This is a genomic window from Mesorhizobium sp. P2_D1 (assembly GCF_056404455.1).
The window spans coordinates 15901-36071 of the sequence record NZ_JBFUDZ010000037.1; the positions used below are offsets into that span (position 1 = coordinate 15901).

The following is a 20171-nucleotide window of genomic DNA, read 5'->3' on the forward strand; positions in this document are numbered from 1 at the left end:
GTATCGCGAGGTGATTCGCAGCATTGGACTCTATGGCAGGCATGGACGACAACAACGATCTTTTCGGCAATCTGGACAAGCAGCCGCAACCGGTCCGCACACCGGCGCGCCCGGCGGATCCGCTGGTGCAGGCGACCAGGCGTCCCGCCGCGACCAAGGATGGCAGTGAGGGCTATAGCGCCGCCGACATCGAGGTTCTGGAAGGGCTGGAGCCGGTGCGGCGCCGGCCAGGCATGTATATCGGCGGCACCGACGACAAGGCGATGCACCACCTGTTCGCCGAGGTCATCGACAATTCGATGGACGAGGCGGTTGCCGGCCATGCCACCTTCATCGATGTCGAGCTCTCTGCCGACGGCTATCTCGCCGTTACCGACAACGGCCGCGGCATTCCGGTCGATCCGCATCCGAAATTCAAGAAGCCGGCGCTCGAAGTGATCATGACGACGCTGCATTCGGGCGGCAAGTTCGACTCGAAGGTCTACGAGACATCAGGCGGCCTGCATGGCGTCGGCGTCTCGGTGGTCAACGCGCTGTCGGACCATCTTGAGGTCGAGGTCGCGCGCGGCCGCCAGCTTTATCGCCAGCGCTTTTCGCGCGGCGTCCCGGTAACTGGCCTGGAACAGTTGGGCGAGGTTCACAACCGGCGCGGCACAAAAATCCGCTTCCACCCCGACGAGCAGATTTTCGGCAAGGGCGCTGCGTTCGAGCCGGCGCGGCTCTACCGCATGACGCGGTCGAAAGCCTATCTGTTCGGCGGCGTCGAAATCCGCTGGACCTGCGACCCGTCGCTGATCAAGGAAAAGGACCAGACGCCGGCCAAGGCCGAGTTCCATTTTCCCGGCGGCCTCAAGGATTATCTCAAGGCATCGCTCGGCGACGAATTCCAGGTGACGCGCGAAATCTTCGCCGGCAAGAGCGACAGGCAAGGCGGCCATGGCTCGCTCGAATGGGCGGTGACCTGGTTCGGCGGCGACGGCTTCATCAATTCCTACTGCAACACCATCCCGACCGGCGAAGGCGGCACCCACGAGGCCGGCTTCCGCAACGTGTTGACGCGCGGCCTGCGCGCCTATGCCGATCTCGTCGGCAACAAGCGCGCCTCGATTGTCACCTCGGAAGACGTCATGATCTCGGCGGCGGGCATGCTGTCGGTGTTCATCCGCGAGCCCGAATTCGTTGGCCAGACCAAGGACAGGCTGGCGACGATCGAGGCAATCCGCATTGTCGAGACCGCGATCCGCGATCCGTTCGACCATTGGCTGGCCGACAATCCGCAGGAAGCCTCTAAGCTGCTCGAATGGGTGATCGCGCGCGCCGACGAGCGGGTGCGCCGGCGACAGGAAAAAGAGGTGTCGCGCAAGAGCGCGGTGCGCAAATTGCGGCTGCCGGGCAAGCTCGCCGACTGCACGCAGAATGCCGCGGCCGGCGCCGAACTGTTCATCGTCGAAGGCGACTCGGCCGGCGGCTCGGCCAAGCAGGCACGCGACCGTGCCAGCCAGGCCGTGTTGCCGCTGCGCGGAAAGATCCTCAACGTCGCCAGCGCCGGCAATGACAAGCTTGCCGGCAACCAGCAGATTTCAGACCTGATCCAGGCGCTCGGCTGCGGCACGCGGTCGAAATACCGCGACGAGGATTTGCGCTACGACCGCGTCATCATCATGACCGACGCCGACGTCGACGGCGCCCACATCGCTTCGCTGCTGATCACCTTCTTCTACCAGGAGATGCCGGCCCTGGTGCGTGGCGGCCATCTCTATCTGGCGGTGCCGCCGCTCTACTCGATCCGGCAAGGCGGCAAGGTCGCCTATGCCCGTGACGATGCGCACAAGGACGAGCTTCTGCGCACCGAGTTCACCGGGCGCGGCAAGGTCGAACTTGGCCGCTTCAAGGGTCTGGGCGAGATGATGGCCGCGCAGCTCAAGGAAACCACCATGGATCCGAAAAAGCGCACGCTGCTTCGCATCGATGTCATCGACGCCGAGGCTGCCACCAAGGACGCGGTCGACGCGCTGATGGGCACCAAGCCTGAAGCCCGCTTTCGCTTCATCCAGGAACGCGCCGAATTCGCCGAGACGGAAGTGCTGGATATCTAGCCGCCAGCCGGTCCATAACAGGCTCGACTTGCGGAGACCGGCATGTGACCTGGGCGCGGCTGAAAGGCTATTTCGAGACCAGTTTGGCCGGGCTGACGCAACCGACGCGTTCAGACTGGATTTTCTCGCTGCGCACCGTTTCGGCCGGCCTGATCGCGCTTTTGGTCGCCTACGCCCTTGAGCTCGACCACCCGCAATGGGCGATGATGACGGTGTTCATCGTCGCCCAGCCCGTCGCCGGCATGGTGCTGGCGAAGGGCTTCTACCGGCTGCTCGGCACGCTTGCCGGCGGCATAGCGGCGATCGGCATCACCACGATCTTCGGCACCAGCCCCTGGGTGCTGGTGACGGTGCTTGCCGTCTGGATCGGCATCTGCACCTTCGTCTCGTCGCTGCTGCGCAATCCCGAAGCCTATGGTGCAGCCCTTGCCGGCTACACCGCGATGATCATCGGCCTGCCTGCCTTCGGACAGCCGCAYGTCGTCGTCGACCTCGCTGTCGCACGCTGTGCCGAAATCGTGCTCGGCATTGTCTGCGCCGGCCTGACCAGCCGGCTGATCCTGCCCAAACTGGCCAGCGACGCCATCATCTCGCGGTTGAAACACTGCATCCTCGATCTTGCCACTTATGCCGGCGGTGCATTCTCCGGCGGCGATCCGGCAATCCTGTCGGGCATGCACCGAAAGCTGGTCGCCGATACCCAGACGCTTGGCGAGATGCGCGCCTATGCCAGGCTCGAAACGGCGAGCTTCGCGCCGCGCGCCCATCCGGTCCGGCGCACCATCGGGCAACTGCTCTCGGCCCTGTCGGCGGCGCGCGCGCTGCATTCGCACGCCGCCCCGAAGAACGCAGCACTCATTCCGGTGCGCTCGGAGTTGCAGGCTCTGGTTAGCGAGTTGGCGGCTAAACCCGGCGCGCTGGACGACACCGCACCCTGGGTGGCCCGGCTCGACGCGATCTCGGTCAAGGCCCGGCAAATGCCCGATGCCTCGGCCGATCAGAGCGACGACAGGGTCGGCACCATCACCCGCCTCACCATCGCCGCCGATTTCGCCGAGGCGCTCAAGCAGGTGCTGCGCGGTCTCGACGCCTTGCGCGCGCCTGTCACCCGTCTTGTACGGGGCAGCAGGCAACCCGCGCTGGTGGTGCACCGTGACTACCCCGGCGCATCGCGCAATGCCGTGCGCGCTGCTCTTGCCACCTTGCTGGTCACGGCCTTCTGGCTGACGTCGAAATGGTCGGAAACCGCAGGCACGGTCATTCTCGTTGCCGTCGTGTCGAGCCTGTTTGCCGCTCGCCCCGACCCCGTGCAAGTGTCCTGGGGCTTCTTCAAGGGAACGCTGCTGGCGCTTCCCTTTGCCTTTCTCGTCGGTCAGGTCGCGTTGCCCGCTTTGCCCGGCTTCGGCTGGTTCATGCTGCTTGTCGTGCCGATCCTGGTGCCGACGGCGCTCGCCATGGCCAATCCGCGCCATGTCGGCGTGGCGACGGCCTTCGCTATCAACTTCCTCGCCTTCCTCAGTCCGCACCAGGCGATGGCCTACGATCCCGCCCCGTTCTTCGCAGGTTCGGCGTCGGTCCTGGTCGGCATCCTGCTGGCTATCGGTGTCTTCATCCTCGTGCTGCCCGCCGATCCGTGGCTTGCGGCCAACCGCATCGTGCGCGCCATGCGCGAAGATCTGGTTCGACTTTGCCTCCATGAGCGCGTGCCGAGGCGTTCAGCCTTCGAGAGCCTCGCCTATGACCGCATCAACCAGCTGATGCCCCTGGTGCAGAATGCCGGCAGGAAAGGCGATGCGGTTCTGGGCGGCGGCGTCGCTGCCGTCACCGTCGGCTTGGAAGTCCTGCGGCTGCGCGACGCAAGCCAGGGCCATGCCATCCCATCCGAGACCGCGCTTTCGATCGCCAACTTTCTGAGGGGGCTGGCGCGGGAACTGCTCTTCCACGCACCCGGCGATCCGCAAACGTCGACCGTCGCCGTCGCCCGGCAGTATGCGACGAGCATAGCGCAGCGCAACGCCACCGGCGAGCTGCTGCAGATCGCGGCATCGCTGCGCATCATTGCCGCCGCGATGGAAGATTTTCCCGATTTCTTCGCGAGGGATAAAGGCTAGGCCGCAGCGATCGCCAGCGCGTGCCCCCGCGCATTCTCACGCAGCGCATCGAGATGGATCGACTTGACCAGTGTGGCGAGATCGCTTTGCGCTGACTGTCCGCCCAATTCCTTCAGCATCAGCCAGCTGACCTCCTGAACGCCCGCGACACGCTTGCCGTTGGCCACCTCGCGCCAGATTTTCAGCGCGCGCAGGATGATGGAATGCGTGACGGCATCAAGGCCGGCGCTGCGAAACAGCGCCTGCAAGGCCACATCGTGCCCGCCGGCCAGCAGTGCCCTCACCCTTTGTTCGGATTGCTGGCTGAGCGCGACCAGCGCCGAGCCGAAGAAATCGACCTTGCCATGCGTGATGGTGCGGATGAGGAAGCTCGCGGTGAGATCGCCGCGCAGCCTGAGATGCTCGATCAGCGCCGGATGTTCTTCCTGGCGCGTGCCTTCGATCAGCGTCACCGAAGCCTTGACGCATGCGTCGCGCATGACGCGATCGGCTCGCGCCGCGCCCATCAAGGCCATGACCAGCGGCGATGTTTTCAGCATCTCGCCGAGCTTGACGAGCAGCATGTGCCGGCAGTCGGCAGGCAGGCGGGCATCCGATATCAGGGCTTCGCGCACCAGGGGCAGATGGCCGTGGCGTTCGGCCATGCGGCGGAAGCTGAGCGAGGCGATGTCGGCGCCGCTGTTGGCGAGCAACACGGCGCAGGCTTCCGCCTCGCCGATCTCGGCGATGGCCGCCGACAGCGCCATCGAAACGAACGGCCGGTCGGCGATCAATTTTTGCGTCACCTTTGGACTGCTGGCCACACGGTTGATCAGATCGGCGTCGGTAAGCAGCGGCGAACGTGCCAGCACCACGCCGGCGACTTCCGGCTGGTCGCAGGCCAGCGCGCTGATGATCTGCAACGGCGCGTGCTGGCTCATCGACAGCGCTTCGGCCATCGCCAGCCGCACTTTCGACGAAGCGTCGTCAAGCAACAGCGTCAGCGCCGCCTCGGCGGCGCAGCGGTCCTCGAAAGGCAGGTCGGAATTAACGTAGGCCCGAGCAAGCGCATTGGCCGCGGCGGCGCGCTCCGAGACCCTGGCGGTGCAAATCCATCTCAAAAAATGCGAAACAACCATTGCCGCCTGCTTACGCCCCTTGCCAGAACGCTCCTGGCCCCATGCAGACGGTAGGCAGAAAAGGTTTACGAACGGTTCACCATGTTCATTAACTGGCTTGCGAGCCCTGAATGCAGCGCCTATCAACCCCACAGGCAGTAGAGGAGCGGGATATGGCCGGGCTTTATTTGGAAGAGTTCGTCGTCGGCCATGTCTTCCAGCACACGCTGCGCAAGACCGTCACCGAGAGCGACAACATGCTGTTTTCGGTGATGACGCTGAACCCGCAGCCGCTGCATATCGACTTCGATTTTGCCGCCAAGAGCGAATGGGGCAAGCCGCTCGTCAACTCGCTGTTCACGCTCGGCCTGATGATCGGCATCTCGGTCAACGACATCACCGTCGGCACCACGGTCGCCAATCTCGGCATGAAGGAAACGGTGTTTCCGCACCCGGTCTTCCATGGCGATACCATCCGTGTCGAAACGACGGTGATTTCGGTGCGCGAGTCCAAGTCGAAGTCCGACCGCGGCATCGTTGAATTCGAGCATCGGGCCTACAATCAGAACGGCGATCTCGTCGCCAAATGCACGAGGCAAGCGATGATGCTGAAGAAGGCGGGCTGATGCGTTCGCTGCTGTTCGTCCCCGGTGATTCCGAGCGGAAGCTGGAAAAGGGTTTTGGCGCCAGCGCCGACGTGGTCATCGTCGATCTTGAGGATTCCGTGGCGCCGCCCAACAAGGCGCTGGCGCGCGAAATCGCGGCGCGCTTCATCGCCGAACGCAGGGCGCAAACCGGCTCAGTGATCTATGTGCGCGTCAACGATCTGTCGACCGGTATGACAGATGACGATCTGGCTGCTGTTGTTTCGGCCGGGCCCGACGGCATCATGCTGCCAAAATCGAACAGCGGCCTGGATGTGCAGCATCTCTCGGCAAAGCTCAGGGTTCACGAGGCCGAAAGTGGCCTTGCCGACGGCGCGATCAAAATCCTTCCGATCATTACCGAAACCCCGGCAGGCGTGCTGGCGGCGGCCACCTATGCCGGGACAAGCGCACGGCTTGCCGGTCTCACCTGGGGCGCCGAGGATCTGTCGGCGGCGATCGGCGCGCGCACGGCCCGCGACGAGCGCGGCGGCTACACCGACGTGTTCCGCCTGGCCCGCACCATGACCATCCTTGCCGCGGGTGCGGCGGAGGTTGCGGCGATCGACACCGTCTTCCCGAATTTTCGCGACATGGCGGCCTTCGAAGCGGAATGCGCCGAGGCCGAACGCGACGGCTTCACCGGCAAGATGGCGATCCACCCCGATCAGGTGCCCGTCATCAACGCAGCTTTCACGCCTTCGGCCGAAGCCTTGAGACAATCGGCGGCAATCGTCGCGGCTTTCGCGGCTGCGGGAAATCCCGGCGTCGTCGGCATCGACGGCAAGATGGTCGACCGCCCGCATCTGCGACTGGCCGAAAGGCTTCTGGCGCGGGCCAAGGCGGCCGGGATTTCAGCCTAGTCCTTGTTCCAGCGCGGCCGACGCATCGGAAACACCTCGTTGACGCTCGCATAGTCCATGTAGCCGAGACGAGCGACATTGCCGGCCTTGGTGATATCGAACAGGCCATCCGTCAGGAAGGTATCGTCGATGTACACGCCGACCACTTCGCCGGCGACGACGACAGCGCTCGTCGCCGATCCGTCCACCGCCTTTGGACGAAAGACTTCCGTCACCCGGCATTCGAGCGCGGCCGGTGCTGCCGCCACGCGCGGCGGCGCGACGAGGCGTGACGGCGCCATGGCAAGCTCTGCATAGGCGAACTCATTGACGCCGCGCGGCGCGTCGACGGACGTGCGGTTCATCTTTTCCGCGAGATCGCGGCTGACCAGATTGGCGACAAACTCGCCGGTTTCCTGCGCGAAGGTGGCGCTGTCCTTTTCACCTTCGGAGGAAAACCAGACGATGAAGGGCCGCGTCGAAACGGCATTGAAGAACGAGTATGGCGCGAGATTGATCTCGCCGGCCCCGTTCAGCGTCGATATCCAGCCGATCGGACGCGGCGCCACGATCGCCTTGGAAGGATCGTGCGGCAGCCCGTGGCCCTTTGAAGGTTCGTAGAACATTTCAGCCCGCCCACGGCCCCGAATAATCGGCATAGAGCTTCGCCGGATCGGGCCGGGGCCGCTCCGGCGCCGGGCCGGAATAGGAGCCGATATGGACGAAGCCGATGACGCGCTCCTGCGGCGCCAGCCCCAGCAGCGCCCTACCCTCGGGCACATCCGAATACCAGTTGCTGATCATATTGGTACCATAGCCCAAAGCATTGGCTGACATCATCAGGTTCATCGCCGCCATGCCGCCCGACAGGAACATCTCCCATTGCGGGATCTTTGGATTCTCCCTGGGGATCGACACCACGCCGATCACCAGCGGCGCACGCGAGAACCGCGCCAGTTCCTGGTTGCGGYGGCCTTCCGGCAACGGCCCCTCCCGCTGCTCGGCAAGTGCTGCCAGTTGCCTGCCGATCTCGATGCGGGCGTCGCCGCGATAGAGGATGAAGCGCCAGGGTTCCAGCCTGCCATGGTCGGGCACCCGCGAGGCAGCTGTGATCATCGTCGCGATCTCCGCATCGCTCGGCGCCGGCTCCTTCAAATCGGGGATCGGTGCGGAGTTCCGGGTCAGCAGGAAGTCGATGATCGGCGACGCCATGGGCGCAAGTCTCCTAAAACACTCTGTTTTGAGCTGGAGCGCACCATCGGGAATTCGGGCGGCTCGGGCAATAGCGCGGGCGCGCCGGACGGAAGAGTCGTATCGGTTGGACTCTTAAGCCTTGAAATTGCCACCGCCATGGGCTTCAACGCAAGGCATGTTTGAGGGGACACTGCGTCTTTTCCTGGTCTGGTTGGTCGCCTTGCTGTTCATGGCGCCGGTTTCGCTCGCCATGGCACAGACCGCGGATGGCGTTAGCAATCTCAAGCTTCCCGGAATTTCGAGCTACGCGACGCCGAAAGGCGAGAGGTCGCTGGCGCTCGGCAGCGGCGGCGCCATTACCCTGTCCGCCCAGTTGACAGACAAGGGCGCCGACATCACCCGCGGCATCGTCTGGCGCGTCTTCAAGCCCGAGGCCGTCAACGGCAAATTGCCGATGGTCGCCTCCGCGCATGGCGGCACCGCCGTCTTCCAGCTCGAACCCGGCAGTTACCTGGTTCATGCCTCCTATGGCCGGGCCGGCGCTACCAAACGCATCACCGTTGTCGGCAAGGACGCCAAGCGCGAAAGCCTCGTGCTCGACGCCGGCGGCCTCAAGCTCGACGCGGTTCTGTCCGGTGGGGTGCGCATTCCACCGAAGAACCTGCGCTTCTCGATCTACGAAGGCACGGCCGCGCCGAATGGCGAGCGCGCGCTGATCATACCTGATGTCGAACCCAACAGTGTCGTGCGGCTCAACGCCGGCACCTACCATGTCGTCTCGACCTATGGCGCGGTCAACGCGGTCATCCGCTCCGACATCCGGGTCGAGGCCGGCAAGCTGACCGAAGCCACCGTCGAGCATCATGCCGCCGAGATCACGATGAAGCTGGTGCGCGAAGCCGGTGGCGAGGCGATCGCCGACACGTCCTGGTCGCTGCTCAACGAATCCGGCGATCCGATCAAGGAATCCGTCGGCGCCTTCGCCTCGATGGTCCTCGCCGAGGGCGACTACACCATCATTGCCAAGAACCGCGACCGCATCTACCAGAAGGATTTTACGGTCGTTGCCGGACAGAACCAGGAAATCGAGGTTCTGGCCACCGAGGCCGCGGCGATTGATCCCGAAGAAGGTGCTGATTAACCTTCCGCTGCAGGCTTGCCGACTTCAGGCCGCCAGCTTGGTCCGTGCCGGCAGGAACGGAAGCCGGCGACGCGCCACGATTGGCGCCAGGTCGAACACGCCGCGATAAAGGCGGTCGAGCAATGCCTTGCGGTCGCGCAGTGGCTCCAGCTCGCTCCAGCTCAGCACATCACCGACGCGCACCTCGATCGCCTTGCCGGACAATCGCGCGAATTCGCGGATGAGCAGCGAGGTGCGCAGCGTCAGCGACGCCTTGCCGACAAATTTCGCCAGGCGGCCATCGCTCTCGGCCATGTTCATCGGGCCGCTGACCAGATGGAACAGCCGGCCGTTCTGCCCGGAAAAATGCATGGGAATCACAGACGCCTTGGCGTCCTGGACGAGACGGGCCGGAAACATCTTCCACGGCAGGTCGCGCGCCCGGCCAAAGCCCTTCGGCGCGGTGGCGACGCCGCCGGCCGGAAACACCACGATGGTGACGCCCTCTTTCAAAAGCCGCACCGCCTCGTGGCGCACGGCCATGTTGTTCTTCAGCGCGTCCTTGGTCTCTGAAAAGTCGATCGGCAGCGAATAGGGCTCCATCTCGCGGATCTTGAGCAGATCCTTGTGGATCATCACCCGGAACGGCCGCCCCAGCTGCTCTGCCAGCGACAGCACGGCGATGCCGTCGCCGATGCCGAACGGATGGTTGGCGACGATCACCAGCGGTGTATCCGGCAATTGCGCCGGCGGCCATTGATCCGCTGTCCGCACCCGGACGTCGATCAGGTCGAGCATGCGGCTGAAAACGCGCTCGCCGGTCGGCACGACCTGGCGGCGCCAGAAATCATAAAGCGCGGTGTAGCGGTCGCGGCCCGACAGGCCTTCGACCGAATGAATGAACCAGCGCGTCAGCGCCGGCTGGCGCGGATTGGCATAGGAAAGCTCGGGAAAGGACCGTTCGCGCAATTTCAGCTTGAGCATAAGGGCTCGTTACAAGGTTGGCGTGACAGGGATATGAAAATGGCGGTGGATCGCTCCACCGCCATGTCGTCCGGACCATGCAGATCAGGCAGCGCGCTTGCGCCTGCGGTCCGGCGTGATCGCTTCTTCGGTCAATTGCGCGATCGCCTGGGCAAGGCCGAGCGATTCCTGGTCGCGCGAGCCCAACCGGCGCATGTTGACCGTCTGCTCCTCCGCCTCGCGCTTGCCGCAGACGAGGATCACCGGAACCTTGGCCAGCGAGTGTTCGCGGACCTTGTAGTTGATCTTCTCATTGCGCAGATCCGCTTCCGCCAACAGTCCGGCGGCCTTGAGCTTAGCCACCACCTCGGTCGCATAATCGTCGGCGTCCGACGTGATGGTCGCCACCACCACCTGCAGCGGTGCAAACCACAGCGGGAAATGACCGGAATAGTTCTCGATCAGGATGCCGAGAAATCGCTCCATCGAACCGCAGATGGCGCGATGCACCATGACAGGTTGCTTCTTCTCCGAATCCGAGCCGATGTAGAAGGCGCCAAACCGTTCCGGCAGGTTGAAGTCGACCTGCGTCGTGCCGCACTGCCATTCGCGGCCGATGGCATCCTTCAGCACATACTCGAATTTCGGCCCGTAGAAGGCGCCCTCGCCCGGGTTGATCGAGGTCTTGATGCGATTGCTGGACCGCGTCCTGATCGTCTCCAGCACGCTGCCCATGATCGCCTCGGCGTGGTCCCACGCCTCGTCGGTGCCGACGCGTTTGTCGGGCCGCGTCGACAGCTTGACGCTGATCTCGTCGAAACCGAAATCGGCATAGGTCGACAGGATCAAATCGTTGATGCGAAGGCACTCCGACGCAAGCTGCTCCTCGGTGCAGAAGATATGCGCATCATCCTGCGTGAAGCCGCGCACACGCATCAGCCCATGCAGCGCGCCGGATGGTTCGTAGCGATGCACATTGCCGAATTCCGCAAGCTTTACGGGAAGATCGCGATAAGACTTCAACCCATGCTTGAAAATCTGCACATGGCCCGGACAGTTCATCGGCTTCAGTGCGAAGACGCGGTCGTCGTCGGTATCGTCACCGGCAACCGTCACCTTGAACATGGCGTCGCGGTACCAGCCCCAGTGGCCAGAGGTCTCCCACAGGCTCTTGTCGAGCACCTGCGGCGCGTTGACCTCCTGATAGCCCTGTTCGTCGAGYCGGCGGCGCATGTAGTTGACCAGGTTCTGGAACATCTTCCAGCCCTTGGCGTGCCAGAAGACGACGCCGGGCCCCTCTTCCTGGAAATGGAACAGGTCCATCTCGCGGCCGAGTTTCCGGTGGTCGCGCTTCTCGGCCTCCTCCAGCATTGTCTGGTAGGCCTCGAGCTGCGCCTGGTCGGCCCAGGCCGTGCCGTAGATGCGCGTCAGCATCGGATTGTTGCTGTCTCCGCGCCAATAGGCGCCGGCCACCTTCATCAGCTTGAAGGCATTGCCGATCTGCCCCGTCGAGGCCATGTGCGGCCCACGGCAGAGGTCGAACCAATCGCCTTGCGCATAGATCTTGAGGTCCTGATCCTCGGGAATGGCGTCGATCAGTTCCAGCTTGTAGCGCTCGCCCTTGTCGGCAAACACTTTTTTCGCCTTGTCGCGCGACCAGACTTCCTTGGTGAACGGCTTGTTGCGCGAAATGATCTCGCGCATCTTCTTCTCGATCACCGGGAAATCGTCGGGCGTGAAAGGCTCGTTGCGGGCGAAATCATAATAGAAGCCGTTCTCGATCACCGGGCCGATGGTCACCTGCGTCCCCGGCCACAATTCCTGCACGGCTTCCGCCAGCACATGTGCGGTGTCATGGCGGATGAGCTCCAGGGCGCGCGGATCGTCGCGGGTGACGATCTCGACCTTGCCGGACTTGCCCAGCGGATCACTGAGGTCGCGCACGACGCCGTCGATGCTGTAGGCGACCGCCTTCTTGGCCAGCGATTTCGAGATCGACTCGGCAAGCCCGGCACCGGTCATCGCCGCGTCATATTCGCGGACGGAGCCATCAGGAAATGTCAGGGAAACGGAATTCAGCATGTGGTTCTCCTATCCAGTCCCGCAAACGAGCGCGGGTGGTCAACTGCATGTCGTTCAGAGTGTGCAACGCTTTGGGCGACATGCATGGGGGTAAAGCCGGATGCGTCCGGCGGCGGGCGGGTTTTAGAGGCAGCGTCGCGCCAGGTAAAGAGCGCTGATTGGCCTGGCCGTCAGGAAATGTCGCCAGAGACGTCGCAGCCGGTCGTCAAGGCTTGCGAATATCGCCGGCATGGCTTGGAATCCCCGACATGGAAGACGCATCCCCCAGCCGAACCGCCCTGCGCGTCGCGCGCTTGAGGGCTCTCCATCAGATTTCACCAGAGGCGGCACTGTTTCGCGACCCATACGCCATTGCGATTCTCGGTGAAGGTGCTCCCGCCGAGCAACAGCTTGCGCAAGAGGACACCCACAGCCAGCGTATGCGCCTGTTCGTGGCGGCGCGCGCCCGCATAGCCGAGGATTGGCTGGCGGCGGCGGTGCGTCGTGGCATCCGCCAGCTCGTCGTGCTCGGTGCCGGCCTCGACACGTTTTCGCTGCGCAATCCGTACCCGGATCTCTTGGTATTCGAGGTCGATCATCCGGCAACCCAAGCCTGGAAGCGCAGGTGCATCGCCGATGCCGGCCTTGCCGAACCGCCCACCACCACATTCGTACCGGTCAATTTCGAGCGGCAGCGTCTGCCCGAGGAACTGGCATCGGCCGGACTGAAATCGAATGAACCAAGCTTCTTCATTTGGCTGGGGGTCGTGCCATACCTGACGAAAGGCGCGATCTTCAGCACGCTGTCCTACATCGCCACCACCCCGGGTTCGGAGGTGGTGTTCGACTACAGCGAACCGTATCAGAATCGCGATGCGGCCGGACAGGCCGCCCTGGCTTTCTACGCGGCACGCGTCGCTTCTGTCGGCGAGCCGTGGATCAGCTTCTTCGTCCCTGGCGAACTGGCGAAATCACTCTCCGATCTCGGATTCGATGAAATCGAAGATCTCGAAAGCAGCGATATCGCCGTCCGTTTTTCCAGGACACCAAGGCGAGCGCCAACCGACTCCGGCGGCCACATCATCCGCGCGCGTCGATCAGCGACAGCGGCCCCCTGAACGTCGAAGCCGGGTTGAACCTCGGGTCGCACACACCATCCTGGTGAAGCGTCTTGCCGCTCGCGGCGTCGAGGATCAGCGTACACTGCACATCCCCAAGCGGCGCCGATTGCGCGCGCAGCGGAAATCCCAGCAGCCAGGCAAGCAGGAACAGGATTCCGGCAAGGATGAAGGGAAGACGGTCGAAATTACGCATTTGATGCTCGCTCCAGAGGGGTTCGCAAGCGGCTTAGCGAGGTCTCTTATCTCGATTTTGTCTCAAATGCGCAGTGTTTGTGCAGCTTCGCGTTAACCCTACCGGATCGTAAACAGAAAGCTTGGCAGCTCGATCAGCCCTGCGCCCGGCCGCGCTTGCTGCCGATCCGCCAATACCGCCAGGGTGCGAACCAGACGTAGCGATCCACCAGCACCTCCGGCACAAGGTCGATGCCATGCGTCCCGAATGGCCCACAGCGCAACACCCGGAAAAATCCCATCCAGCCGCCGGCCCACAGGCCATGGCGGGCGATCGCCTCATGCGCATATTCGGAACAGGTCGGCAGGTGCCGGCAGGAATTGCCGATAAAGCCCGACAGCGTCAGCTGGTACAGGCGCACAAGCGACGTTCCCAGGACCCGGCCGGGCGTCTTGCGCCACGGACCGGGCCAGTTGCGACCGCGCTTTGGCGCTCCGGCGATACGCCCATGCTGGTGCCCCACCGCAGTCTCCGCTCCAGAGCATAGTCCCGAAAGTGGGAACTGGTTTCCTCGGACAAACGGAAACCGTTTGTCCAGGGACCATGCTCGATATAATCACGTTTCCCACGCGATAGATGTGGGCTTCGGCTGGAGAACGCAATCCCTTCTGCCCACTCGCCATGCCATCAGGGTCGGGAACGACGAAACGGCTGCCGGCCGGCCGAAGGCGCCCACCGATCAGGACTGACCGGCTCCTCGCAGCGCTTTGCATGCCGTCTGTCGTCACGCCATTGAAACGTTACGATCCGCATGACATCGCCGAAGATGCTCAGGATCTGGATCATGACCGTGTCTCCTTTGACTCGGATTAGACCGCCGCTGGCCTTCGCCTTCAAACGAGTATAATTTCCACTTCGGATAATCTAAGGTTATGCGAATGAAGCGCGGACGCCTGCCGCTGACGGCACTGAGGAGCTTCGAGGCGGCGGGCCGGCATCTGAGCTTCAGCAAGGCCGCCGAGGAGCTTTTCGTCTCGCAGGCGGCGATAAGCCGGCAGATAAGAGAACTAGAGGTTCTGATCGGCAGGCCGCTGTTCGAGCGGCTTCATCGCAGGGTTGAACTGACGGAAACAGGACAAACTCTCCTGACTCAGTTAACCACCAGCTTTGACGACATCGATCGCCGGCTATCACAGGTCCTCAGCAAGCCGGCCCAGAGCCCTTTGCGGGTCAGCGTCGAACCGTCCTTTGCTGGCGAATTTCTGATACAGCGACTGAATTCGTTTCAGCAGCGCCACCCGGAGATCGACATTTCAGTCGACGCGGACTCTCGGCTCATAGAGTTTCGCGGACACGAAGCAGAAATCGCGATTCGATACGGAGCCAATGCCCGGTCTTGGCCGCGCACTCAAGCGCGGCATCTGGTCGACGTTCTGGTCACCCCGGTCCTTGCACAGGAGTTGCTCTCGTCGGGCGTGCCTCTGACATCGCCGGCCGACCTGCGGCACTATACCTTGCTCCATGACTACAATCGCGATGGCTGGGCGACATGGTTTCAGGCACTGGGCCTTCCAGATCTCGCCCAGCAGAGAGGACCACTTTATACCGACGCAGCGCTTGCCATGCAGGCTGCGAAACTCGGGCACGGCGTCGCTTTGGGCGACCGCATCCTGAACGGCGCAGACCTTCGGGCCGGTCTCTTGGTTCGTCCATTTGAGATGGAAATCCCTTATGGCGCGTATTGGCTTGTCGCGCCCGATTTCCAGCGCCTCAGCCGACAGGCGGAGATTTTTGCAGACTGGCTCGTCGAAGAGCTTCGCGGGACCGAGGGATAGCGAAGTCTAGGCCGCTTCTTCGGAGCGCTTCTTCTCGATCTGGCCGATCGCGTCGACCACGGCGTCGAAGGTCAGCATGGTCGAGGCATGCCGCGCCTTGTAGTCGCGCACCGGTTCCAGATATTTCAGGTCCGCGAAGCGGCCGTCAGGCGGGGCACCATTTTCCTTCAGCATCTTCAGCATGGCGTCGCGCACCGCGCGCAATTCCTCGGCACTCGCGCCGACGACATGCTGCGCCATGATCGAGGATGACGCCTGGCCGAGCGCACAGGCCTTTACGTCGTGGGCGAAGTCGGTGACCACGCCGTCCTCCATCGTGAGGTCGACGGTGACGGTCGAGCCGCACAGCTTGGAATGCGCCTTTGCCGTCGCGTCAGGATGGTCGAGGCGGCCGATGCGGGCGATGTTTCCGGCAAAACCGAGAATTTTCGCATTGTAGACATCGTTGATCATTATTTTCCAATCCGTCGCCGCCAAGCGAACAGCGATTGCCGCTGTCGTGTCTTCCTTTCGCGCGCCATGACCTTATATAATGCTGGCAGTCCGGTATCGACAAGACAACGAAAGCCAGTGTCCTTGCCGGGGAGTTCACGCCACTTACGGGCTGGAAACCGGGCAAGTTTCCGACACCGAAAGGTCGTGGTCCGTTCAACTCGTTCCTCCGCCGAGAGGGACTACGGGAGACGCCTTTATGGATGCCGTCATCAAGAAGCTCATGCCCCAGTCAGCCTATATGGAGAAGCCGGTTACCGACCGGCCGAGCGAAGCCGAAGTCGAGGCCGCCGTGCACACGCTTTTGCGCTGGACCGGCGACAATCCGGACCGCGAAGGGCTCGTCGATACGCCGAAGCGGGTAGCCAAGGCCTTCCGCGAAATGTTCGGCGGCTACGACATGTGCCCGTCGGAAGAGCTCGGTCGCACCTTCGAGGAGGTCGCCGGCTATGACGACTTGGTCATCGTCAAGGACATCCAATTCCACTCGCATTGCGAACACCACATGGTGCCGATCATCGGCAAGGCGCATGTCGGCTACTTGCCGGACGGCAAGGTCGTCGGCCTGTCCAAGATCGCGCGTGTGGTCGATATCTTTGCCCATCGCCTGCAGACCCAGGAGGCGCTGACGGCGCAGATCGCCGGCGTCATCCAGGATGTGCTCAATCCGCGCGGCGTCGCCGTGATGATCGAGGCCGAGCACATGTGCATGGCCATGCGCGGCATCCGCAAGCAGGGCTCAACCACCCTCACCTCGACCTTCACCGGCGTCTTCAAGGACACGCCCGAAGAGCAGGTTCGTTTCGTCACCATGGTGCGCGGTGGCGGGGTGTAAACCCCTAGCCAATATCGCCAGATAAGGACCGGCGATGTCGGCACTGGAATTTCCGAAAGCTCCCTCGGACAAGAAAGCGTTGGAGGAAGGCGCGGTGTTTTCACCGCGCTTCGACGCGACCGGTCTCGTCACGGTGGTCGTCACCGACGCCGAAGACGGCGTTCTGCTGATGGTTGCGCACATGAATGCGCAAGCGCTGGCGCTGACGCTGGAGACAGGCATCGCCCACTACTGGTCCCGCTCGCGCAACGCGTTGTGGAAAAAGGGCGAAACGTCAGGCAATTTTCAGCATGTCGTCGAGATGCGCACCGATTGCGATCAGGATGCATTGTGGCTGCGCGTCAAAGTGTTGGGCCACGACGCAACCTGTCACACGGGTCGACGTTCCTGCTTTTATCGGACGGTGGGGCTGGTCGACGGCAAGGGGACGCTTGTTGACGACGGCAGCAAGCCGTTGTTCGATGCGGAAACCACGTATCGGAAACCATCAGCTTGAACCTTCTGCCTGACCCAAGTCACATAGATTCACCATTTCGATACGGCCCGCCCTTATATTAGCCGTGGGACAAGGGAGATCATGATGCTCGAGTGGGCGTCATTGCGTAACAAACCAGATGTCAGGGAGGCCAATGGCCTGTCCTCGTCGGGCGGCGCATCCGAAACAAAACCACCAAGGAAGACAGGCATTTCGCTCGCCCTGGGCGGCGGTTGCGCCAGAGGCTGGGCGCATATCGGCGTGCTGCGCGCGCTCGATGAAGCCGGCATCGAAGTCTCGATGATAGCCGGCACCTCGATCGGCGCGCTGGTCGGCGGCTGCTACCTCTCAGGCAAACTGGACGAACTGGAAGAATTCGCCCGCAGCCTGACCAAGCGACGCATTTTTGGCTTGCTCGATCTCAACCTGCGCGGCAGCGGCCTGTTCGGCGGCATGAAGCTCGACGCCCGGCTGCGCGAGCACATGGCCGGCATTCGTTTCGAGGACCTGGCCAAACCGTTCGTCGCAGTCACCTCCGAAATCCGCACCGGTCACGAGATCTGGCTCTCGAGCGGCTCATTGATCACCGCGATGCGCGCCTCCTATGCGCTGCCCGGCGTGTTCGAGCCGGTGAATTGCAACGGCCGCGTGCTGGTCGACGGTGCGCTGGTCAACCCGGTGCCGGTTTCGGTCTGCCGCGCCTATGAGCAGCCGCTCGTGGTGGCGGTCAACCTCCACTACGATCTGTTCGGCCGCGCCGCCGTCATCAAGCACAGCGCCGGCGAGCTGGTCATCGAAAAGGATGCGCAGCGGCCGGGCCGGGTCGATCCCGAGCACCATTCGCATCAGACGCGGCTCGGCATCACCGGCGTCATGGTCGAGGCCTTCAACATCATCCAGGACCGCATCTCGCGCGCCAGGCTTGCCGGCGATCCGCCCGACATGTCGCTGCAGCCGAAGCTCAGCCATATCGGCCTGACCGAATTCCACCGCGCCGACGAGGCGATCAGCCTCGGCTATCAGGCGACGATGGCGCAGATCGGTGAACTGACCCGGCTGCAGTCCGTTCTCGCCTGATTCAGGTTTCCTAAGGCACGGAAACAACCACTTGAAGCGCCGACCAAACGCGAATGGCGCCGGGCGAATTTCGGAAGCAAATACGATCGTAGGCCGCCCACGGTGACCTTACGCACGCGCCACGTCGATGATGCGAAACTGCACCGTGCGGTTGCCGTTCCAGTAATTGCCCGACAGCGAGCCGGCGACATGCACGGTCTTGCCCCGGTTCTTGAACAAGAATTCGCCAAGTGCGGTATCGACGGCGCGAAAGGCTATCGCCTGGATGCGGCCGCCGCTTTCCGACTGCAACTCGACGCGGATGTGGTTGGTGCCAACCGGCCGTGCGTCAGCCAGCCGATGACGCGGCAGCACGAAGACCGGCGCCGCATGCCCGGCACCGAACGGTCCGGCTTTCTCCAGCGCGTCGAGAAGGCCGAGTGTCGCGCCTTCGGCGGCAAGCGCCCCATCGATCGCCAGGCTTTCTTCGCCTTGCAGGCGGAACACGTCGGCCGCCGCCCGCTCTTCGAAAAACGCCCTGAGCTCACCAAGCCTCGCCCGCTCCACCGTGATGCCAGCCGCCATGCCGTGGCCGCCGCCTTTGATGATCAGCCCGGCATCGGCCGCCTCGCGCACCAGCCGGCCGAGGTCGAAGCCCGATACGGAGCGACCCGAGCCGGTGCCGGTGCCGCTGGCATTGAAGGCGATGGCGAAGGCCGGCCGGCGCGCATGGTCCTTCAGCCGTGAAGCGAGCAGGCCGACAATGCCTGGGTGCCAGTTGTTGCTGGCGGTGACGACGATGGCCGGGCCGTTGCCGCCGGCAAGCTCGGCATCGGCCTCGGCGCGAGCCGCCGCCAGCATCTCCTGCTCCATCATCTGCCGTTCCTGGTTTAGCCGGTCGAGCGTCTCAGCAATGGTGCGGGCCTCGACCGGATCGTCGGTGGCAAGCAGGCGACTGCCAAGCGCGGCATCGCCGATGCGCCCGCCGGCATTGATGCGCGGGCCGATCAGATAGGCGAGATGGAAGGTGCTAATCGGCTCGCCGATGCGCGACACCCGTGCAAGTGCAGCCAGCCCTTCGTTCTTCTGCTGGCGCGCCATCTGCAGTCCCTTGACCACGAAAGCACGGTTGACGCCGATCAGCGGCACCACGTCACAGACGGTGGCAAGTGCGGTGAGATCGAGCAGGGAAAGCAGGTCCGGCGGCGTGGCATCTACTGTCCGCCCGCGCAGGATCTTGGCCGTCTGCACAAGGGCGAGGAAGACCACGCCGGCGGCGCAGAGATGGCCCTGTCCGGAAAGGTCGTCATCGCGGTTGGGATTGACGACGGCAACTGCCGCCGGCAAGGCACCGCCGACCTGATGGTGGTCGAGCACGACGACATCGGCGCCGGCTGCATTGGCGGCGTCGATGGAAACGGCGCTGTTGGTGCCGCAATCGACAGTGACGATCAGCGTCGCGCCACGCGAAACCAGTTCGCGCATCGCATCCGGATTGGGACCATAACCCTCGAAAATACGGTCAGGGATGTAGATTTCCGACGGTACCGAGAAATGCGCCAGGAACCGTTTCAGCAAGGCCGACGAGGCAGCGCCGTCGACATCGTAGTCGCCGAAGATCGCCACCTTTTCCCTGGCCATCACCGCAGCCGCGATGCGGGCCGCCGCCTTGTCCATGTCGGTCAGCGACGCCGGATCCGGCAACAGGTCACGGATCGTCGGATCGAGAAACCGCTCGGTCTGCTCGGCGGTGACACCGCGACCGGCAAGCACCCGCGCGACGATGTCGGGCACGCCGTGGCCTTGCGCGATGGCGAGCGCGACCATGTCCTGCCGCTCGGTCAGCCGGTGCTCCCAGGAAACCCCGGTAGCCGACTGCCTGACATCGAGGAAGAGGCGTTTGTCGCCGGTCATGCGGTTTGCCAACTCATGGTTGGCCGCAGGATAGTGCATGTCGCCCAAAAGTGCGCAGCAGTTTTGGGACAACGACATGCACAAGCAACAGCCTAAGGCAGGCAAAGCCAAGCGATTCGCGGTGATGCACCGTCGCGGAAGAT

General features: G+C 63.4%; 19 protein-coding genes and 1 pseudogene. 10 read left to right on the top strand and 10 right to left on the bottom strand.

The genetic code is table 11. From position 1 onward, the window contains the following. Positions 1 to 41: 41 nt before the first annotated feature. Together parE and AC1D0I_RS23255 are read left to right on the top strand one after the other, a co-directional pair. On the top strand, positions 42 to 2096 hold the full coding sequence (gene parE / locus AC1D0I_RS23250; RefSeq protein ID WP_457151893.1) for a DNA topoisomerase IV subunit B: 2055 nt from the start codon (positions 42 to 44) through the stop codon (positions 2094 to 2096). 44 nt (positions 2097 to 2140) lie between these two features. Then, entirely contained in the window at positions 2141 to 4207 is a 2067-nt protein-coding gene (locus tag AC1D0I_RS23255) for an FUSC family protein (RefSeq protein WP_477398014.1), read from the top strand. On the opposite strand, the gene AC1D0I_RS23260 is transcribed toward AC1D0I_RS23255, so the two are convergent. Further along, a complete protein-coding gene (locus tag AC1D0I_RS23260) occupies positions 4204 to 5325 on the bottom strand; it encodes a DUF2336 domain-containing protein (protein WP_477398016.1) in 1122 nt (373 codons plus the stop codon). The two genes, AC1D0I_RS23255 and AC1D0I_RS23260, sit on opposite strands and share 4 nt — an antisense overlap. A gap of 152 nt (positions 5326 to 5477) precedes the next feature. On the opposite strand from AC1D0I_RS23260, the gene AC1D0I_RS23265 reads away from it, so the two are divergent. Together AC1D0I_RS23265 and AC1D0I_RS23270 are read left to right on the top strand one after the other, a co-directional pair. Beyond that, positions 5478 to 5930 carry a MaoC family dehydratase gene (locus AC1D0I_RS23265; RefSeq protein WP_477398018.1) on the top strand — a complete coding sequence of 151 codons (453 nt, stop codon included), beginning with the start codon at positions 5478 to 5480 and terminating at the stop codon, positions 5928 to 5930. Beyond that, positions 5930 to 6811: an HpcH/HpaI aldolase/citrate lyase family protein gene (locus AC1D0I_RS23270; protein WP_477398020.1), complete on the top strand. Its 882-nt coding sequence runs from the start codon at positions 5930 to 5932 to the stop codon at positions 6809 to 6811. Before AC1D0I_RS23265 ends, AC1D0I_RS23270 begins: the two co-directional genes overlap by 1 nt. On the opposite strand, the gene AC1D0I_RS23275 is transcribed toward AC1D0I_RS23270, so the two are convergent. Both AC1D0I_RS23275 and AC1D0I_RS23280 read right to left on the bottom strand, forming a co-directional pair. Further along, positions 6808 to 7416, bottom strand: coding sequence for a flavin reductase family protein (locus AC1D0I_RS23275; RefSeq protein ID WP_477398022.1), 609 nt, complete (start codon positions 7414 to 7416; stop codon positions 6808 to 6810). The two genes, AC1D0I_RS23270 and AC1D0I_RS23275, sit on opposite strands and share 4 nt — an antisense overlap. A 1-nt stretch (position 7417) precedes the next feature. Further along, a complete protein-coding gene (locus tag AC1D0I_RS23280) occupies positions 7418 to 8002 on the bottom strand; it encodes a nitroreductase family protein (RefSeq protein WP_477398024.1) in 585 nt (194 codons plus the stop codon). Between the two features lie 157 nt (positions 8003 to 8159). On the opposite strand from AC1D0I_RS23280, the gene AC1D0I_RS23285 reads away from it, so the two are divergent. Then, the gene (locus AC1D0I_RS23285) at positions 8160 to 9125 is read left to right on the top strand and encodes a hypothetical protein (RefSeq protein WP_477398026.1); all 966 of its coding nucleotides are present in this window, start codon (positions 8160 to 8162) and stop codon (positions 9123 to 9125) included. A gap of 24 nt (positions 9126 to 9149) precedes the next feature. Here the strand turns inward: AC1D0I_RS23285 and AC1D0I_RS23290 are convergent, their stop codons facing one another. Together AC1D0I_RS23290 and thrS are read right to left on the bottom strand one after the other, a co-directional pair. Then, positions 9150 to 10088 carry a lysophospholipid acyltransferase family protein gene (locus AC1D0I_RS23290; protein ID WP_095087860.1) on the bottom strand — a complete coding sequence of 313 codons (939 nt, stop codon included), beginning with the start codon at positions 10086 to 10088 and terminating at the stop codon, positions 9150 to 9152. An 84-nt stretch (positions 10089 to 10172) separates the two neighbouring features. After that, positions 10173 to 12149: a threonine--tRNA ligase gene (gene thrS, locus AC1D0I_RS23295; RefSeq protein ID WP_477303846.1), complete on the bottom strand. Its 1977-nt coding sequence runs from the start codon at positions 12147 to 12149 to the stop codon at positions 10173 to 10175. A gap of 248 nt (positions 12150 to 12397) precedes the next feature. Here thrS and AC1D0I_RS23300 point away from each other — a divergent pair, with 248 nt between their 5' ends. Beyond that, entirely contained in the window at positions 12398 to 13246 is an 849-nt protein-coding gene (locus AC1D0I_RS23300; RefSeq protein WP_477303848.1) for an SAM-dependent methyltransferase, read from the top strand. On the opposite strand, the pseudogene AC1D0I_RS23305 reads toward AC1D0I_RS23300, so the two are convergent. From AC1D0I_RS23305 to AC1D0I_RS23315, 3 genes and pseudogenes are all read right to left on the bottom strand, one after another. Further along, positions 13224 to 13442: pseudogene (locus AC1D0I_RS23305) on the bottom strand (class D beta-lactamase); the annotation flags it as partial. The gene AC1D0I_RS23300 and the pseudogene AC1D0I_RS23305 sit on opposite strands and share 23 nt — an antisense overlap. Before the next feature lie 133 nt (positions 13443 to 13575). Next, positions 13576 to 13944, bottom strand: coding sequence for a membrane protein insertion efficiency factor YidD (yidD, locus tag AC1D0I_RS23310; protein ID WP_477303850.1), 369 nt, complete (start codon positions 13942 to 13944; stop codon positions 13576 to 13578). 164 nt (positions 13945 to 14108) lie between these two features. Next, positions 14109 to 14267, bottom strand: a complete 159-nt coding sequence (locus AC1D0I_RS23315; protein ID WP_477398028.1) for a hypothetical protein — start codon at positions 14265 to 14267, stop codon at positions 14109 to 14111. A 92-nt stretch (positions 14268 to 14359) separates the two neighbouring features. Between AC1D0I_RS23315 and AC1D0I_RS23320 the strand changes: the two genes are divergently transcribed. Beyond that, complete coding sequence (locus AC1D0I_RS23320; protein ID WP_477303852.1) at positions 14360 to 15256, top strand: LysR substrate-binding domain-containing protein; 897 nt, start codon at positions 14360 to 14362, stop codon at positions 15254 to 15256. A 6-nt stretch (positions 15257 to 15262) separates the two neighbouring features. Here AC1D0I_RS23320 and AC1D0I_RS23325 read toward each other — a convergent pair whose 3' ends face one another. Next, a complete protein-coding gene (locus AC1D0I_RS23325) occupies positions 15263 to 15709 on the bottom strand; it encodes an iron-sulfur cluster assembly scaffold protein (protein WP_477303854.1) in 447 nt (148 codons plus the stop codon). Between the two features lie 238 nt (positions 15710 to 15947). On the opposite strand from AC1D0I_RS23325, the gene folE reads away from it, so the two are divergent. The 3 genes from folE to AC1D0I_RS23340 all read left to right on the top strand — a co-directional run bounded on the left by folE (position 15948) and on the right by AC1D0I_RS23340 (position 18135). Continuing rightward, positions 15948 to 16583 (top strand): GTP cyclohydrolase I FolE, encoded by a 636-nt coding sequence (folE, locus tag AC1D0I_RS23330; protein WP_477227371.1) that lies wholly within the window; start codon positions 15948 to 15950, stop codon positions 16581 to 16583. Positions 16584 to 16617: 34 nt separating this feature from the next. Further along, complete coding sequence (gene hisI, locus AC1D0I_RS23335) at positions 16618 to 17079, top strand: phosphoribosyl-AMP cyclohydrolase (protein ID WP_095087844.1); 462 nt, start codon at positions 16618 to 16620, stop codon at positions 17077 to 17079. Between the two features lie 84 nt (positions 17080 to 17163). Then, positions 17164 to 18135, top strand: coding sequence for a patatin family protein (locus tag AC1D0I_RS23340; protein WP_477303856.1), 972 nt, complete (start codon positions 17164 to 17166; stop codon positions 18133 to 18135). 108 nt (positions 18136 to 18243) lie between these two features. Here AC1D0I_RS23340 and recJ read toward each other — a convergent pair whose 3' ends face one another. Continuing rightward, positions 18244 to 20028, bottom strand: coding sequence for a single-stranded-DNA-specific exonuclease RecJ (recJ, locus tag AC1D0I_RS23345; RefSeq protein ID WP_477398030.1), 1785 nt, complete (start codon positions 20026 to 20028; stop codon positions 18244 to 18246). Between the last annotated feature and the right edge of the window lie 143 nt (positions 20029 to 20171).

Bases quoted from the DNA above. Each gene is read 5' to 3' on its own strand.
- AC1D0I_RS23315 (WP_477398028.1), bottom strand. From the start codon at position 14,267: ATGATCCAGATCCTGAGCATCTTCGGCGATGTCATGCGGATCGTAACG.
- recJ (WP_477398030.1), bottom strand. From the start codon at position 20,028: ATGACCGGCGACAAACGCCTCTTCCTCGATGTCAGGCAGTCGGCTACC.
- AC1D0I_RS23320 (WP_477303852.1), top strand. From the start codon at position 14,360: ATGAAGCGCGGACGCCTGCCGCTGACGGCACTGAGGAGCTTCGAGGCG.
- hisI (WP_095087844.1), top strand. From the start codon at position 16,618: ATGTCGGCACTGGAATTTCCGAAAGCTCCCTCGGACAAGAAAGCGTTG.
- folE (WP_477227371.1), top strand. From the start codon at position 15,948: ATGGATGCCGTCATCAAGAAGCTCATGCCCCAGTCAGCCTATATGGAG.
- AC1D0I_RS23325 (WP_477303854.1), bottom strand. From the start codon at position 15,709: ATGATCAACGATGTCTACAATGCGAAAATTCTCGGTTTTGCCGGAAAC.
- AC1D0I_RS23290 (WP_095087860.1), bottom strand. From the start codon at position 10,088: ATGCTCAAGCTGAAATTGCGCGAACGGTCCTTTCCCGAGCTTTCCTAT.
- AC1D0I_RS23340 (WP_477303856.1), top strand. From the start codon at position 17,164: ATGCTCGAGTGGGCGTCATTGCGTAACAAACCAGATGTCAGGGAGGCC.
- AC1D0I_RS23260 (WP_477398016.1), bottom strand. From the start codon at position 5,325: ATGGTTGTTTCGCATTTTTTGAGATGGATTTGCACCGCCAGGGTCTCG.
- AC1D0I_RS23275 (WP_477398022.1), bottom strand. From the start codon at position 7,416: ATGTTCTACGAACCTTCAAAGGGCCACGGGCTGCCGCACGATCCTTCC.
- AC1D0I_RS23270 (WP_477398020.1), top strand. From the start codon at position 5,930: ATGCGTTCGCTGCTGTTCGTCCCCGGTGATTCCGAGCGGAAGCTGGAA.
- AC1D0I_RS23265 (WP_477398018.1), top strand. From the start codon at position 5,478: ATGGCCGGGCTTTATTTGGAAGAGTTCGTCGTCGGCCATGTCTTCCAG.
- AC1D0I_RS23300 (WP_477303848.1), top strand. From the start codon at position 12,398: ATGGAAGACGCATCCCCCAGCCGAACCGCCCTGCGCGTCGCGCGCTTG.
- AC1D0I_RS23285 (WP_477398026.1), top strand. From the start codon at position 8,160: ATGTTTGAGGGGACACTGCGTCTTTTCCTGGTCTGGTTGGTCGCCTTG.
- parE (WP_457151893.1), top strand. From the start codon at position 42: ATGGACGACAACAACGATCTTTTCGGCAATCTGGACAAGCAGCCGCAA.